Below are 15924 nucleotides of genomic sequence, written 5' to 3'. Positions count from 1 at the left end.
TATCTGGATACCTGCTTTATCTGGACAATGACAGTCGGGCCGATTCCCGGCGTTGCCCAAGAATTTCGCAAGAAGACAAGTTCCCCAAGAGCCACAAAAGAAGGTAGGACACCGTGAACCCGGTAATCAAAAAATTCCAGTTCGGTCAGTCGACCGTTACCCTCGAGACTGGCCGTATCGCCCGTCAGGCCTCCGGCGCAGTATTGGTCACCGTTGACGACGACGTCAGCGTATTGGTGACTGTGGTCGGCGCCAAGCAAGCTGATCCAGGCAAGGGCTTCTTCCCTCTGTCCGTTCACTACCAGGAAAAAACTTACGCTGCCGGTAAGATCCCTGGCGGTTTCTTCAAGCGTGAAGGCCGTCCTTCCGAGAAAGAAACCCTGACTTCCCGACTGATCGACCGTCCGATCCGTCCGCTGTTCCCAGAAGGCTTCATGAACGAAGTGCAGGTTGTCTGCACCGTCGTTTCCACCAGCAAGAAGACCGATCCGGACATCGCTGCGATGATCGGTACCTCGGCTGCCCTGGCTATCTCCGGCATTCCTTTCGATGGCCCTATTGGCTGTGCACGCGTTGCGTTCCACGAAAGCACCGGCTACCTGCTGAACCCGACTTACGAACAACAGAAAGCTTCGAGCCTGGACATGGTCGTTGCCGGTACGTCGGAAGCCGTGTTGATGGTTGAATCGGAAGCCAAAGAGCTGACCGAAGACCAGATGCTGGGCGCGGTACTGTTTGCTCACGACGAGTTCCAGGTTGTGATCAACGCCGTTAAAGAACTGGCTGCCGAAGCGGCCAAGCCAACCTGGACCTGGACTCCACAGCCAGAAGCCACCGCTCTGCTGGGCGCCATCCGTGCCGAGTTCGGCGACGCGATCTCCCAGGCTTACACCATCACCATCAAGGCCGACCGTTACGCTCGCCTGGGTGAGTTGAAAGACCAGGTTGTTGCCAAGCTGTCCGGTGAAGAAGGCCAGCCTTCTTCCAGCGAAGTCAAAGCCGCTTTCGGCGAAATCGAATACCGCACCGTTCGCGAAAACATCGTAAACGGCAAGCCACGTATCGATGGCCGCGACACCAAGACCGTACGTCCTTTGAACATCGAAGTTGGTGTTCTGCCTAAGACCCACGGTTCGGCACTGTTCACTCGTGGCGAAACCCAGGCCCTGGTTGTTGCAACACTGGGCACTGCCCGTGACGCACAACTGCTGGACACCTTGGAAGGCGAGAAAAAAGACCCGTTCATGCTGCACTACAACTTCCCTCCGTTCTCGGTAGGTGAGTGTGGTCGCATGGGTGGCGCTGGTCGTCGCGAAATCGGTCACGGCCGTCTGGCCCGTCGTTCGATTGCAGCCATGCTGCCTGCCGCTGACGTGTTCCCGTACACCATTCGTGTTGTGTCGGAAATCACCGAGTCCAACGGTTCGAGCTCCATGGCTTCGGTCTGCGGCGCTTCCCTGGCCCTGATGGATGCCGGCGTTCCGATGAAGGCACCGGTTGCCGGTATCGCCATGGGTCTGGTTAAAGAAGGCGAGAAGTTCGCCATCCTGACCGACATCCTGGGTGACGAAGACCACCTCGGCGACATGGACTTCAAAGTAGCCGGTACCGCCAAAGGTGTTACCGCGCTGCAGATGGACATCAAGATCAAAGGCATCACCGAAGAAATCATGGAAATCGCTCTGGGCCAAGCCCTGGAAGCGCGCCTGAATATCCTCGGTCAGATGAACCAGATCATTGGCCAGTCGCGTACCGAACTGTCGGAAAATGCTCCGACCATGATCGCGATGAAAATCGACACCGACAAAATCCGTGATGTCATCGGTAAAGGCGGCGCGACCATTCGTGCGATCTGTGAAGAGACCAAGGCTTCGATCGACATCGAAGACGACGGCTCGATCAAGATCTTCGGCGAAACCAAGGAAGCTGCTGAAGCTGCACGTCAGCGCGTTCTGGGCATCACCGCAGAAGCTGAAATCGGCAAGATCTACGTCGGTAAGGTTGAGCGCATCGTCGACTTCGGCGCATTCGTCAACATCCTGCCTGGCAAGGACGGTCTGGTTCACATCTCGATGCTGAGCGACGCTCGCGTCGAGAAAGTGACCGACATCCTGAAAGAAGGCCAGGAAGTGGAAGTACTGGTACTGGACGTGGACAACCGCGGCCGTATCAAGCTGTCCATCAAAGACGTAGCAGCAGCCAAGGCTTCGGGCGTTTAATCACTCCCCACGCCTGACCGCTCCAACGTTATAAAAATGCCCCGCAGTGAAAGCTGCGGGGCATTTTTTTGCCTGCAAAAAAATGAGACGAGCCATGAAGTTGCCTGACCCCAAAGTCAGTGCTAGGTTTAGCCCACTGCCCGTGTAGCTCAGTTGGTAGAGCAGCGCACTCGTAACGCGAAGGTCGCAGGTTCGATTCCTGTCTCGGGCACGAGCGACACGTTGTTTTCAGATGATCCCGAATGGTTCTGAAGGCCAGATAAACCGGGCTTCAAACGGTTTTTTTGCGTCAGAGAGATCCTTGATGATCCAGATCCATCTTCCATTCCCCAGATCAAAGAGAACGCCATGACCGTTAAAGAAGTGACCCAAGAAGCCAGACACGCAGAAGCGCTGAAAAAGTACTTGCTGGAATCGCCCCAGCTAGCCGAAGAGATCAAGGACTTGCCCGCCGACGATCAGAAAGACCAGATCCAGTGGGCATTCGAGGATGAGGCGGAATCCCAGGGCTTGCAGCCGTGGGAACTGACGCTCAAGTACACCTCAACCCCTGAAGAGTTCGAGGCTGCGCGCCTTGTTCTGCACAAGGAGGCTGCCGAGGTGTTGGGCGTCGAGTGGGAAGAGTACTGCGAGATGAACAATCTGGTGGTCTGACCTGTGGGAGCGAGCTTGCTCGCGATGAGGCCCTGACATTCAACATCATTGTTGATTGTTATGCCGCCATCGCGAGCAAGCTCGCTCCCACATTTTTCAATCAAAGGCTCAGGCGCATCGACAGATCGACTGCCTTCACATCCTTGGTCATCGCACCAATCGAGATGTAATCCACCCCGGTTTCGGCGATCGGTAGCAGCGTGCTTTCGTTGATACCGCCGCTGGCCTCCAGTTTCGCCTTGCCTGCGTTCAGACGCACGGCTTCGCGCATGTCATCCAGGCTCAACTCATCGAGCATGATGATGTCGGCCCCGGCCGCCAGGGCTTCCTTCAGCTCGTCCAGGCTTTCCACTTCGATCTCCACCGGTTTGCCCGGGGCAATCTTGTGCGCGGCTTTGATGGCCTCCGGGATGCCACCGCAGGCGGCAATATGGTTTTCCTTGATCAGGAAGGCGTCGTACAGGCCGATGCGGTGGTTATGGCACCCGCCGCAGGTCACGGCGTACTTCTGCGCCAGACGCAGCCCCGGCAAGGTTTTACGGGTGTCGAGCAACTTCACCTGAGTCTCGGCAACGTAATCCGCCAGGTATTGCGCGCGCGTGGCCACGCCAGACAGTAACTGCAGGAAGTTCAGCGCGCTGCGTTCGCCCGTCAGTAGCGAGCGCGCCGGGCCTTCGAGGTGGAACAGCACCTGATTGGGTTTCGCCCGCTCGCCATCGCGCACTTCCCAGTGCACCGCAACACGTGGATCCAGCTGCCGAAATACTGCATCAACCCAGGCTGTGCCGCAGATGACGGCAGCGTCGCGGGTGATGATCGTGGCTTTGGCCAGGCGTTCGGCCGGGATCAGCTGTGCGGTGATGTCGCCGCTGCCGATGTCTTCGAGCAACGCACGGCGCACGTTGGCTTCGATTTCGGCGGTCAAATCGGCGAGACGTAGATTCGGCATAACGGACTCCACAAACAAAGTGGCCAGATTATAGGGGCATGGCGGCGGGCAACCCAAGGCATCAGACGTATTCCCATCGCCCTGAAACCTGCATTTGGTCGATTCGCCTGAGCAATCGGCACTAAGTCAGCGTCTGCCATAAGCGTCTATTTCAATGGGAAACGCAGAGTCTGCTGGTAGAGGGGACATCTTTTGCAAGATAATCCGCCTTGCTTTTGACGTCATGGCTTTGACGTGGATTTGGATTGACGACTTCGAAGACTCACCTTTTCAGGAGGCCTGAATGCACAACGACGGGAATGTAGTGCCTTTGCACAAGGTTGCTACCGACCAGGCGACTCCTTCGCCGCTCGCCCGCCTGCCTGTGATTCTGCTTCAGGTTCGCGACAAGGCCGCTCAACAGCTCAGGCATGGCTTGCAGGAGCTGTTCGATAACGCCGACGACACGCTGTTCGAAATGGCCGACCGGGCCCGCAATGACGTCGAACAGAACCTCTTCTTCGAAGCCATGCGCGACTTGCGCCTCAAGCGCAAAAACATCGAACGTGGCTTTCTCGAACAATTCTTCGAGGCTTTTGTCAGCCTCACCCAATACGACATCACTCAGTCTGCCTCGCCCCAGTCGTTGGTCTTCGACGCCTCGGTGGCGCTGCCCGATGACGACATGGAACGCAGCGTGGCCGTGGACGCGATGGTCAGCAAAGTGCTGAACCGCGACGGCTTCGCCCTGAACCACCTGACCGCCCGACTCAGCGCACTGCTGGGCAGGGAACTGCTCGATCGGCACAACCCGATGGGGCCGGCGATGCTTTGCGAGTATTTTTTGCAGGCCGGGCGCAACCTGGGGGTGGAGATCAAGGTCAAGCTGATCATCCTCAAACTGTTCGAGCGCTATGTGCTCAGGGATGCCAATCAGCTCTACGCCGAAGCCAATCAGTTGCTGGCCGCCACCGGTGTTTTACCCGACCTTAAGCCCGCCCCTGCGCGTCGGGCCATGGATCGTGCGGCGCCCAGGGGCGCAGCTGAGCCCGCGCCGGCCAACACCCGCGCTGGTGGCCCGCCGACCGACGACAGCGTGCAGGAAGTCTTCGCGGCGTTGCAGGAGTTGCTGCTTCACGTGCGTGGCAGTGTCGCGCCAACCCTTGAAGCCAGTGCCCAGACACAGCCGATTTCCACCCGTGACCTCATGCGCCTGCTCTCGCACTTGCAGCAATACGTGCCGACGCCGGAAGCCCAGGACGACTTCGATCTGCGAAACCAGCTCGAACAACTGCTGACCCGGGTCAGCGTCAAAAGTGGCAAGTCTCGCGTGGTCGGAGTGGCTGACGAAGACGTGATCAACCTGATCGCCATGCTTTTCGAATGCATCCTCGATGACCGCAACCTGCCGGACTCGCTCAAGGCGTTGATTGGCCGCCTGCAGATCCCGATGCTGAAAGTGGCGGTGCTCGACAAGAGCTTCTTCAGCCGCAGCAGTCACCCGGCCCGACGCCTGCTCAATGAAATCGCCACCGCAGCCATGGGCTGGGGTGAGTGCGATGACCATGAACGCGACAGCCTGTATCTGCGCATCGAGCAAGTGGTGCAACGGCTGCTGAACGATTTTGTCGATGATCCGGCGGTCTTTTCCGAATTGCTCGCGGATTTTCTCGCCTTCACCAGCGACGAGCGCCGTCGCAGTGAGCTGCTGGAGCAACGCACCCGTGACGCCGAAGAAGGCCGCGCCAGGACTGAACTGGCCCGCCAGCGCGTCGAACAGGTGCTGAATCAGGCCTTATTGGGCAGAGTGTTGCCGCAGCGGGTGGTGGTGTTTGTCCAGGAAGCGTGGAGCCAAGTGCTGCTGCTGACCTGTCTCAAGCACGGCGATCAGTCGTCCGAGTGGCACGCCGATGTGCAGTCCATGGAACAATTGATCTGGAGCGTGCAACGTCATGATGAATCCGATGCGAGTCTGCGCTTGTTGGCGCTGGTGCCTGGGTTGCTCAAGTCGTTGCGCGACGGGCTGAGCAGTTCGGCCTTCGATCCGTTCGCCACCAGCGAATTTTTCAGTGAGCTGGAAGCCTTGCACGTTCAGCTGTTCGAACGTCCAGGGCAAAAGCTTGAGCAGTCTGTCGATACACCGGTAATGGTCGAAGTGCGGCAGGAAGTCGTCCTGCGAACCGCCGACGAAGGGCCGGTCGATACGGCGTCAGTGCGCTTGCCGGAGGACGATGCCGGTCTGCTTCAGGTCGATCAACTGCGGTTGGGGTGCTGGGTCGAGTTTCAGGAAGACGAGGAAAACACCCTTCGCTGCAAGCTGGCGGCGATCATTGAAGCCACCGGCAAGTACATTTTCGTCAATCGCACCGGGATGAAAGTGCTGGAGCGCAGCCGCACCGGCCTGGCGCTGGAATTCCGGCGTGGCGCGGTGCGCGCGCTGGACGACACCTTGCTGTTCGACCGGGCGCTGGAGTCGGTGATCGGCAATCTGCGGCGCCTCAATCACGGCAAGTGATCGCGCCCCGAGGGTCTATCACGGCATACTGGGCGCCAACACAGTCGTCGTTGAAGGAACCTGTATGCAGTTGGATCCCGCGAGCGGTTGGTGTCAGGGCGTAGATATTTGCCCCTCGCCCAACTTCAATGCGCGCCCCGAGGGCGAAATTTCCCTGCTGGTGATCCACAACATCAGCCTGCCGCCTGCGCAATTCGCCACCGGCAAGGTGCAGGAATTTTTCCAGAATCGTCTGGATGTCACGGAGCATCCCTACTTTGAAGGGATCGCCGACCTGCGTGTGTCTGCGCATTTTCTGATCGAACGTGACGGCACCGTCACTCAGTTTGTCTCTTGTCTTGAGCGTGCCTGGCATGCCGGCGTCTCGAGTTTCGAAGGGCGGGAAACCTGTAACGATTTTTCCGTGGGCATCGAACTTGAAGGCACGGATGATCTGCCGTTCAGCGATGCTCAGTATCAAGCGTTGACGACCCTGACCCGGCAGCTGCAAAGCGCCTTCACGGGTATCACCGCACAACGCATCTGCGGGCATAGCGACATCGCGCCCGGGCGCAAGACTGATCCGGGACCGGCGTTTGACTGGGCACGCTATCGCGCGGCTCTGGCAAAAGCTGGTCTGGAAAATAAGGAGTAACAATGAGTTTTCTGGTGTTGCTGTTGGCGGTCTGGATCGAGAAGTTCTCGGCCCTGCGTCATCGGATTCAGCGCGATGGTGGATGGGTTCGCGAGCTGAACAAGCTTGAGGTCAATCCGCGCCTGGCGAAGAGTCCATGGCTGATTTTGGTGATCCTGGTGTTGTTGCCAGTGGCACTGCTGGCTTTGCTTCTACTGGTACTGGACCCGGTGGCTTACGGTCTGCTGGCGTTGCCGGTGCACCTGTTGGTGGTGATTTACAGTCTGGGCCGCGGTGATCTGCTGGCCGGTCTCGGGCCGTTTCGCGATGCCTGGCGCCGGGAAGACCTGGAAGCGGCCGCTCTCGTGGCGAACCGCGACCTGGGTATTTGCGCCGATAGTGGCGAACAACTGCTGGAACGGGTCGAAGGGCATCTGCTGTGGGAGGCGTATCAGAGCTTTTTCGCGGTGATTTTCTGGTACTTCCTGCTGGGCCCGGTCGCAGCCCTGAGCTATCGACTGCTGGCCCTGGCCGAAGAACACGGGCAGAACCCGGCCGTGGTCGAGCGCGCGGCACAACTGCGTCATGCGTTCGACTGGGTGCCGGTGCGTTTGTTGGCGGCAAGTTTTGCGTTGGTCGGCAACTTTGTCGCGGTCGGCCGGGTGATGCTGCACGAGCTGCTGAACTGGAACATCAGCGCCGCCCAATTGATCGAGAAGGTCGGGCTGGTGGCCGGTGAAATCCCGGCGCCGATGGTCGGGCCTGACGGCATCAACAGCCTTGACCGGATCTGGGAATTGTTGCTGCGCGCGGCGGTGCTCTGGTACGCCGGTTTTGCGTTGTGGACCGTCCTTCCGTAATAACGCAGTGAACTCCATCTGTGGCGAGGGAGCTTGCTCCCGCTGGGGGCAAAGCCCCCCCGTTAACCTTAAGTTACAAAACCTCCCGCCGATTTAAGCTATACAGAGACAGCGCCGAATAGTGGCTATCTGCTCTCGACCCGCGCCTGCCAATAAAAATAAGAAATCGAAGGGAGACTTCCAGTGAAGAGCTTGCTCTATCCCGCCGTCGCGCTGATGAACCGCCTGAGCTTTGGCATGAAGTTCAGCCTGATCAGCGTGCTGTTCCTTGTGCCGATGCTGGTGACTAACTTCTATCTGGTACGCGATTCTTATCGAGAATTCCAGGGCACCCGGGTCGAACTGCAAAGCCTCGACCTGCTGGGCAGCAGCCTGACGTTACGGCGCGATCTGGAAACCCTGAACAACCTGGTGCAGATCAACGTCACCCTCGGTCAATCCGGCAAGGCCGGCAATGTCGAGCCGCAGATCAGTACCCTGGGGCAAAGTGTGCTGACCCGTTTGCAAGGGCTGACGGCGATGACCGCTGACCCTGAGCAAATCCTGGTTTTCGATGGCAAGCGCGATGAAATGATCGCCGCATTCAAGGCCCAGCAAGCGGAAAACTCCCTGCAAAGCAAAAGCGCGATGATCGGCAAGTTGCTTGGCAACGCGCAAATTTTCAGCCAGATCATCGCCAGTCAGGCCGGCCTCAGCCGCGACACCCAGAGCGACATGCGCCAGCTGAGCGAACTCATTACCAATGTCACCCCGCCGGTGACCCAGCTTCTGGGCGAAGGCCGGGCGATGGGCTCTTTTTCGCTGGGACAGGGCTTTCTCAACTCGGCATCGAGTACCCGTTTTGATGAGTTGCTGGCGCAGATTGAAAAACAGCAGGCCGAATATGCCCTGAAGTTGCAGGACGCGCTGGGCTCCAGCAAAGCAGCACGGGAAACCCTGGCGGCTCAGGCCGATAGCAGCAAGGCGTCGTTGAAAAAGGCCAGTGAACTGTTCGAAGAGCAGGTGGTGATGGCCGACACGCTGGATGCGCCGTGGCAGGGCTTTTACGATCAGGTCACGGGCCTGATGGACCAGACCTACCAACTCAATGAAGCCACCCTGAAGTTTCTCGGCACCCAGCTGCAACAGCGACTGGAGCAGAACCGCACCCATATGGTCTTGCAGGCCGTGGCGTTGTCGGTGGTGTTTGTGTTGATTTTTTACCTCTACGGCGGCTTCTACGCTTCGACCCGCACCACCCTCAAGCGTCTTGGCGCGGTGATGGACAAAGTCGCGGCCGGCGACATGACGGTGACTTTCAGCGCCAACAGCCGCGATGAACTGGGCGAGTTGGGCGAGGTGTTCAACGGCACCGTGAAGAAAATCCATGACCTGATCGAGCGGGTCGGCCAGACCGTCACTGAGGTCGAGCGCCAGGCCGGGCAGGTGGAGAACGTTTCCGCCCAGAGCAACCAGGCGGTGGCGGGGCAGCGCTCGCAGATCGAGCAGGTCGCCACGGCCATGAACCAGATGTCGGCTACCTCACTTGAGGTGGCACGCAGTGCCGCGGCAGCGGTCAGCAGCGCCCATAGCGTCAATGACGAGACCATCAGCGGGCGCGGGCTGGTGGAATCCCAGCAGGGCAGCATCGCAGCCCTTGCCACTGAGATCGATCAGTCGGTGTTGGTGATCAATCAACTGGCCAGCGACAGCCAATCCATCAGCCGCGTGCTGGAGGTGATCAAGAGCATCGCCGAACAGACCAACCTATTGGCCCTCAACGCGGCCATCGAAGCCGCTCGGGCTGGTGAGCAGGGCCGTGGTTTTGCGGTGGTGGCGGACGAGGTCCGGACACTGGCCAAGCGCACCCAGCAATCGACCGAGGAAATCGAGCAGATGATCGCCAAGCTGCACAGCGGTGTCGGCGCTGCGGTGAAGGCGATGGGGACCAGTCATCAGATGGCCAGCGGCACGGTGGGGCAGTCGGAAAAGGTTCAGCAAGCGCTGGAAAACATCCTCGGTGCCGTCGGCATGATCGTCGATCAAAACCAGCAAATTGCCGCAGCGGTAGAGCAGCAGACCGCCGTGGCCCATGACATCGACCAGAATATTGTCGAAATCAACCGCGCCGGTGAGCGTACCGCCGAAGGTGCACACCAGACCGAGGATGCCAGTCGCGCGTTGTCGGCTCAGGTGGTGGAATTGAAGCAATTGATCAGCGCGTTCCGGGTTTAAAGCCTGGAACCGGTTCCCCTGTGGGATTTGCAGCGACTGACTACCAGTTAAACAACTCACAAGCATTGGCCGTGCTGGCAGCGGCCAATTGCTCAGGGCTGATGGCCATGATCCCGGCCAGTGCCGAGCAGATCGCCGGCAGATGGGCCGGGCTGTTGCGTTGGCCGGGGAACATGGCGGGCGCCATATCCGGCGAATCAGTTTCCAGTACCACCGATTCAAGCGGCAAGTCGGCAAGCACACGGTGCATGCGCAGGGCCTGAGGCCAGGTCGCGGCACCGCCCAGGCCTAGTTTGAAACCGAGCTTGATGTATTCGCGGGCTTCTTCTTTGCTGCCGGCGAAGGCATGAATGATTCCCGCGCGTTTCAAGCGAAACCGTTTAAGCGTGGCAATCACCGCCGCGTGGCTGCGTCGCACATGAATCAGCGCGGGAAGATTGAAGTCCGCCGCCAGTTGCAGTTGCGCGTCGAACAATGCCTGTTGGCGTTCACGGTCCAGGGTTTCGATGAAGTAATCCAGACCGATCTCGCCCACCGCGCACAACTGCCGATGACCCGCCAACCGGGTCAGCCAATCACCCAGTTCGTGTAAATCTTCAGAGCGATGATCATCCAGATACACCGGATGCAGACCGAACGCCGCATGCAGGTCGGGATCGCTTTGCACCAGATCCCAGACCCGCTGCCAGTTGCCCTGATAAACCCCCAGCACCACCATCCGCCGTACCCCGAGGGCGCGGCTCTCGGCCAACAACGCCGCGCGATCCTCGTCGAAGTCCGGAAAATCCAGATGAGTATGGCTGTCGATCAGCTCCACGGTTCAGTCCTGGCGAATACGCTGCTTGAAGGTCCGCGCGATGGCCTGCACGCCGGGTCGGTAATCCGATTGCTCGATGGCGGCCAGGGCCAGTTCCAGCGCTTTGTCGGCGATAAGCTGATGCTGCTGGGCCATGGCGTTGACCGGCAGCGGCAGGAAATCCAGCAACTGCGTGTCGCCGAATGTGCCGAGTCGCAGCGGGCGGGTTTTGAGCGGGAAGTCGTGCAAGGCATCGAATACGCCCTGAAGCAGCACGTAGGACGTGGTCACCAGCGCATCCGGCAAATGGCCCAGACGCTGTAGCAGTTCTTCCATCAACTGTTTGCCGCACTCACGGCTGAACGACTCGCCGTGCTCGATCAGCACCTCGCCTTTGAACCCGTCCAACGCATCTTTAAAACCGCCCGCCCGCTCCTGGCTGATGCTCAGTTCGGGGCGTGCGCCAATCAGTGCGATCTGCTTGGGCAGCGGGTCCAGTAGACTGCGGGTCAGTTGCAGGCTGGCCTCGCGGTCATCACTGATCACCGAACAGAAATGCTCAGGCTCCATGACCCGGTCGATCGCGATGATCGGAATACCTTTGGCCTGCAATTGGCGATAGCTGTCATCGCCGGCTGGTAGGCAACTGGCAACGATCAACGCATCACAGCGTCGGGCCCGGAACAGTTTCAGCAATTGCCGTTCGCTGTCCGGCGCATCGTCGGAACTGGCGATCAGCAACTGATAGCCGCGAGCCCGTGCGCCTTGTTCCAGCAGTTTGGCGATTCGCGCGTAACTGGGGTTTTCCAGGTCCGGCAGAATGAAACCCAGGGTGCGGGTGTGCCGACTGCGCAGCCCGGCAGCCTGGGGATTGGGCGTAAAGCCATGTTGTTCGACGACCGCGCGCACGCGCTCGACGGTGGCACTGCTGATACGTTGTTGTTCTGCCTTGCCATTGATGACGTAGCTGGCGGTGGTAACGGACACACCGGCCAACTGGGCGATATCACTGAGTTTCAACCCGGGTTTTCCTTGTTTTTTCGAGCTAGCCTCGACATTTTCGCCAATCCTACCCGATTAAGGCAGACGACCATCGTCGCGACGCATCCGACAATTGGACTTCAAGGATGAGACATTATCGAGTAACGTGCCAATCATTCTAGATTAAACGTTTCAGCAAGCGTATTTTCTACGTTACAGGCTCCTTTGTCGGTTCTGCCGCGAAACCGCCAAAACTGCCCCTGAAAAGGTGTGTCTAAGAGCCTAAGCTGAATCATTCAAAACAATACCTGGCGTCACAAGACGCCAAAAAGGAGAAAGCATGCTCGAGCTCACCATAGAGCAGATATCCATGGGCCAATCGGCTGTGGATAAGTCCGCAGCGTTGCATTTGCTGGCCCAGCATCTGGTCACCGATGGCCTGGTCGCCGAGGGTTATCTCGCCGGGTTGCAGGCACGCGAAGCCCAGGGCTCGACCTTTCTCGGTCAAGGTATTGCCATCCCCCACGGTACGCCGGAAACCCGCGATCTGGTGTTTTCCACCGGCGTGCGGCTGATGCAGTTCCCTGAAGGCGTGGACTGGGGCGACGGTCAGATCGTCTATCTGGCGATCGGTATTGCGGCCAAATCCGACGAGCACCTGCGCCTGTTGCAACTGCTGACCCGCGCCCTTGGCGAAACCGACCTGGGCCAAGCGCTGCGTCGCGCCAGTTCCGCCGAAGCCTTGCTGAAACTGTTGCAAGGCGCGCCGCAAGAACTGGCGCTGGATGCACAGATGATCGGCCTCGGTGTGTCCGCCGATGACTTCGAAGAGTTGGTCTGGCGCGGTGCGCGATTGCTGCGTCAGGCCGACTGCGTGAGCAACGGTTTCTCGGCCGTGTTGCAACAAGTTGATGCGCTGCCCCTGGGCGATGGCCTGTGGTGGTTGCACAGCGAACAAACGGTCAAGCGTCCGGGCCTGGCCTTCGTCACGCCGGATAAACCCATGCGCTACCTCGGCCAGCCGCTCAGCGGTCTGTTCTGTCTGGCCAGTCTTGGTGAAGCCCATCAGGCCTTGCTCGAACGCCTTTGTGCGTTGCTGATCGAGGGTCGCGGCCACGAATTGGGCCGCGCCACCAGCAGCCGTAAAGTCCTCGAAGTCCTGGGCGGTGAGCTGCCGGCCGATTGGCCCAGCGCTCGTATCGCCCTGGCCAACGCCCACGGCTTGCACGCACGTCCGGCGAAAATCCTCGCGCAACTGGCGAAAAGTTTTGAAGGTGAAATCCGCGTACGCATCGTCGATGGCCAGGACAGCGCGGTGTCGGTGAAGAGCTTGAGCAAACTGCTCAGCCTCGGTGCCCGTCGCGGTCAGGTGCTGGAATTCATCGCCGAACCAAGCATCGCCGCCGATGCCTTGCCAGCCTTGCTGGCCGCCATCGAAGAAGGTCTCGGTGAAGAAGTCGAGCCATTGCCAGCCGTGAGCCAGCAGCGCGAAGTGATCGCCGATGTGGCCGAGGTAATCCTCGCGCCGGCCTCCGGCAGTCTGGTTCAGGCCATCGCCGCCGCACCGGGCATCGCCATCGGCCCGGCGCACATTCAAGTGCTGCAAACCATTGAATACCCGCTGCGCGGTGAGTCTGCCGCCATCGAGCGAGAGCGTCTCCAACAGGCGTTGGCGGATGTGCGGCGCGACATCGAAGGCCTGATCGAACGCAGCAAGTCCAAGGCCATTCGTGAGATCTTCATCACCCACCAGGAAATGCTCGACGACCCGGAATTGACCGATGAAGTCGACACCCGTCTCAAGCAGGGCGAAAGCGCTGAAGCGGCGTGGATGGCGGTGATTGAGGCGGCGGCCAAACAACAGGAATCGCTGCAGGACGCCTTGCTCGCCGAGCGCGCCGCCGACCTGCGTGATATCGGCCGTCGGGTATTGGCGCAATTGAGTGGCGTCGAAACCCCGAGCGAGCCTGAGCAACCGTACATTCTGGTGATGGATGAAGTCGGTCCGTCCGACGTCGCCCGCCTTGATCCTGCGCGTGTCGCCGGCATCCTCACCGCCCGTGGCGGCGCCACCGCTCACAGCGCGATTGTCGCCCGAGCCCTTGGTATTCCGGCGCTGGTCGGCGCCGGGCCGGCCGTGTTGCTGCTGGCGCCGGGCACGCCGTTGCTGATTGATGGCCAACGCGGCCGCCTGCACGTGGACGCCGACGCGGCGACCTTGCAGTGCGCCACCGAAGAGCGCGACACCCGCGAGCAGCGTCTGAAAGCAGCCGCCGAACAACGTCATCAACCGGCACTGACCACCGACGGTCATGCAGTCGAAGTGTTCGCCAACATCGGCGAAAGCGCGGGTGTCACCAGCGCTGTGGAGCAGGGCGCCGAAGGCATTGGCCTGCTGCGCACCGAACTGATTTTCATGGCCCATTCGCAAGCGCCGGACGAGGCAACCCAGGAAGTCGAATACCGTCGCGTCCTCGATGGCCTGGCCGGTCGGCCGCTGGTGGTGCGTACGCTCGATGTCGGTGGTGACAAACCGCTGCCGTATTGGCCGATCGCCAAAGAAGAAAACCCGTTCCTCGGCGTGCGCGGTATTCGCCTGACCTTGCAGCGTCCGCACATCATGGAAGCGCAATTGCGCGCGTTGCTGCGTGCGGCGGACAACCGTCCACTGCGGATCATGTTTCCCATGGTCGGCAGCGTCGAAGAATGGCGCCAGGCGCGGGACATGACCGAACGTCTGCGCCTGGAAATTCCGGTTGCCGACCTGCAACTGGGGATCATGATTGAAGTGCCGTCGGCTGCATTGCTGGCGCCGGTGCTGGCCAAAGAGGTCGACTTCTTCAGCGTTGGCACCAATGACCTGACCCAATACACCCTGGCCATCGACCGTGGTCATCCGACCTTGTCGGCCCAGGCTGACGGCTTGCACCCGGCGGTGCTGCAACTGATCGACATCACCGTGCGAGCGGCGCATGCCAATGGCAAGTGGGTGGGCGTGTGCGGCGAGTTGGCGGCCGATCCGCTGGCGGTGCCGGTGCTGGTCGGTCTGGGTGTGGATGAGCTCAGTGTCTCAGGTCGCAGCATTGCCGAGGTCAAGGCGCGGGTTCGCGAACTCAGCCTGGCCCAGACCCAAATCCTTGCCCAACAGGCCCTGGCCGTGGGCAGCGCCAATGAAGTGCGCGCATTAGTGGAGGCCCTGTAATGGCCAAGATCCTGACCCTGACCCTCAACCCGGCGCTGGACCTCACCGTCCAGTTGCCGCTACTTGTCCCCGGCCAAGTCAACCGTAGCGACGAGATGCACACGCATGCCGCCGGTAAAGGCGTGAACGTGGCACAAGTGCTGGCGGACCTCGGGCATCAGCTCACGGTCAGCGGTTTCCTCGGGGAAGACAACCTTCAAGCGTTCGAAACCCTGTTCGCCAAACGCGGGTTTGTCGACGCATTCATCCGTGTTCCGGGTGAGACGCGCAGCAACATCAAACTGGCGGAAAGCGATGGACGCATCACCGACATCAACGGTCCCGGACCCTTGGTGAGTGAAGCCGCGCAGCAGGCGTTGCTTGACCGACTTGATCAGATTGCGCCCGGTCATGACGCGGTCGTCGTTGCTGGCAGCCTGCCTCAAGGCATCAGTGCTCAGTGGTTGCAGGCGTTGATTGTGCGTTTGAAAAATCTCGGTTTGAACGTGGCGCTGGACACCAGTGGTGAAGCCTTGCGGGCGGCGCTCAAGGCTGGCCCGTGGCTGATCAAGCCGAATACCGAAGAGCTGGCCGACGCGCTGGGTTGCGAGGTGGTTTCGGTGGCCGCACAGGCTGAAGCCGCGAGTCGCTTGCACGCTCAAGGCATCGAGCACGTGGTGATCTCCGACGGCGCCGATGGTGTGAACTGGTTCAGTGTCGGCTCGGCGATGCATGCCACGCCGCCCCAGGTCAGTGTCGTCAGCACCGTGGGCGCAGGCGATTCGTTACTGGCCGGCATGCTCCACGGTCTGCTCAGCGCCGACACGCCTGAACAGACCTTGCGCACCGCCACGGCGATTGCCGCGATGGCGGTCACCCAGATCGGTTTCGGTATCGGCGACGCCACGCAGTTGGCGCGGCTCGAACAGGGCGTGCGCATGCGCACCCTGACAGAACAATAAG

At 60.1% G+C, this 15924-nt stretch carries 11 protein-coding genes, 1 tRNA gene and 1 pseudogene; 10 read left to right on the top strand and 3 right to left on the bottom strand.

Going from position 1 to position 15924, the window contains the following annotated elements; translation table 11 throughout:
• Positions 1–113 precede the first annotated feature (113 nt).
• The 3 genes from pnp to ACMXYJ_RS29575 all read left to right on the top strand — a co-directional run bounded on the left by pnp (position 114) and on the right by ACMXYJ_RS29575 (position 2873).
• Complete coding sequence (gene pnp, locus ACMXYJ_RS29585; RefSeq protein WP_046045794.1) at positions 114–2219, top strand: polyribonucleotide nucleotidyltransferase; 2106 nt, start codon at positions 114–116, stop codon at positions 2217–2219.
• A 138-nt stretch (positions 2220–2357) separates the two neighbouring features.
• Positions 2358–2430: transfer RNA gene (locus tag ACMXYJ_RS29580), tRNA-Thr, on the top strand.
• A gap of 137 nt (positions 2431–2567) precedes the next feature.
• Positions 2568–2873 carry a DUF6388 family protein gene (locus tag ACMXYJ_RS29575; protein WP_415757987.1) on the top strand — a complete coding sequence of 102 codons (306 nt, stop codon included), beginning with the start codon at positions 2568–2570 and terminating at the stop codon, positions 2871–2873.
• Positions 2874–2973: 100 nt separating this feature from the next.
• On the opposite strand, the gene nadC is transcribed toward ACMXYJ_RS29575, so the two are convergent.
• On the bottom strand, positions 2974–3822 hold the full coding sequence (gene nadC, locus ACMXYJ_RS29570) for a carboxylating nicotinate-nucleotide diphosphorylase (protein WP_415757986.1): 849 nt from the start codon (positions 3820–3822) through the stop codon (positions 2974–2976).
• A gap of 283 nt (positions 3823–4105) precedes the next feature.
• Between nadC and ACMXYJ_RS29565 the strand changes: the two genes are divergently transcribed.
• The 5 genes and pseudogenes from ACMXYJ_RS29565 to ACMXYJ_RS29545 all read left to right on the top strand — a co-directional run bounded on the left by ACMXYJ_RS29565 (position 4106) and on the right by ACMXYJ_RS29545 (position 10003).
• A complete protein-coding gene (locus ACMXYJ_RS29565) occupies positions 4106–6316 on the top strand; it encodes a DUF1631 domain-containing protein (RefSeq protein ID WP_415757985.1) in 2211 nt (736 codons plus the stop codon).
• 64 nt (positions 6317–6380) lie between these two features.
• The gene (ampD, locus tag ACMXYJ_RS29560) at positions 6381–6950 is read left to right on the top strand and encodes a 1,6-anhydro-N-acetylmuramyl-L-alanine amidase AmpD (RefSeq protein WP_415757984.1); all 570 of its coding nucleotides are present in this window, start codon (positions 6381–6383) and stop codon (positions 6948–6950) included.
• Between the two features lie 2 nt (positions 6951–6952).
• Complete coding sequence (gene ampE, locus ACMXYJ_RS29555; protein WP_415757983.1) at positions 6953–7789, top strand: regulatory signaling modulator protein AmpE; 837 nt, start codon at positions 6953–6955, stop codon at positions 7787–7789.
• Positions 7790–8005: 216 nt separating this feature from the next.
• Positions 8006–9097 (top strand): annotated as a pseudogene (locus ACMXYJ_RS29550) (methyl-accepting chemotaxis protein); the annotation flags it as partial.
• On the top strand, positions 9074–10003 hold the full coding sequence (locus ACMXYJ_RS29545; protein WP_415760823.1) for a methyl-accepting chemotaxis protein: 930 nt from the start codon (positions 9074–9076) through the stop codon (positions 10001–10003). The pseudogene ACMXYJ_RS29550 and the gene ACMXYJ_RS29545, both read left to right, overlap by 24 nt.
• Before the next feature lie 40 nt (positions 10004–10043).
• Here the strand turns inward: ACMXYJ_RS29545 and ACMXYJ_RS29540 are convergent, their stop codons facing one another.
• A complete protein-coding gene (locus ACMXYJ_RS29540) occupies positions 10044–10820 on the bottom strand; it encodes a TatD family hydrolase (RefSeq protein WP_415757982.1) in 777 nt (258 codons plus the stop codon).
• 3 nt (positions 10821–10823) lie between these two features.
• On the bottom strand, positions 10824–11819 hold the full coding sequence (gene cra, locus ACMXYJ_RS29535; RefSeq protein ID WP_046045803.1) for a catabolite repressor/activator: 996 nt from the start codon (positions 11817–11819) through the stop codon (positions 10824–10826).
• A gap of 301 nt (positions 11820–12120) precedes the next feature.
• On the opposite strand from cra, the gene ptsP reads away from it, so the two are divergent.
• A complete protein-coding gene (gene ptsP / locus ACMXYJ_RS29530) occupies positions 12121–14982 on the top strand; it encodes a phosphoenolpyruvate--protein phosphotransferase (RefSeq protein WP_415757981.1) in 2862 nt (953 codons plus the stop codon).
• Entirely contained in the window at positions 14982–15923 is a 942-nt protein-coding gene (pfkB, locus tag ACMXYJ_RS29525; RefSeq protein WP_415757980.1) for a 1-phosphofructokinase, read from the top strand. The genes ptsP and pfkB overlap by 1 nt, the downstream gene beginning before the upstream one ends.
• Position 15924: the final 1 nt, after the last annotated feature.

This window comes from Pseudomonas arabinosi (assembly GCF_047758675.1).
Taxonomy (GTDB): domain Bacteria; phylum Pseudomonadota; class Gammaproteobacteria; order Pseudomonadales; family Pseudomonadaceae; genus Aquipseudomonas; species Aquipseudomonas arabinosi.
Note: the sequence above shows the minus strand (reverse complement) of the source record. Positions and strands in the feature narration are given on the sequence as shown.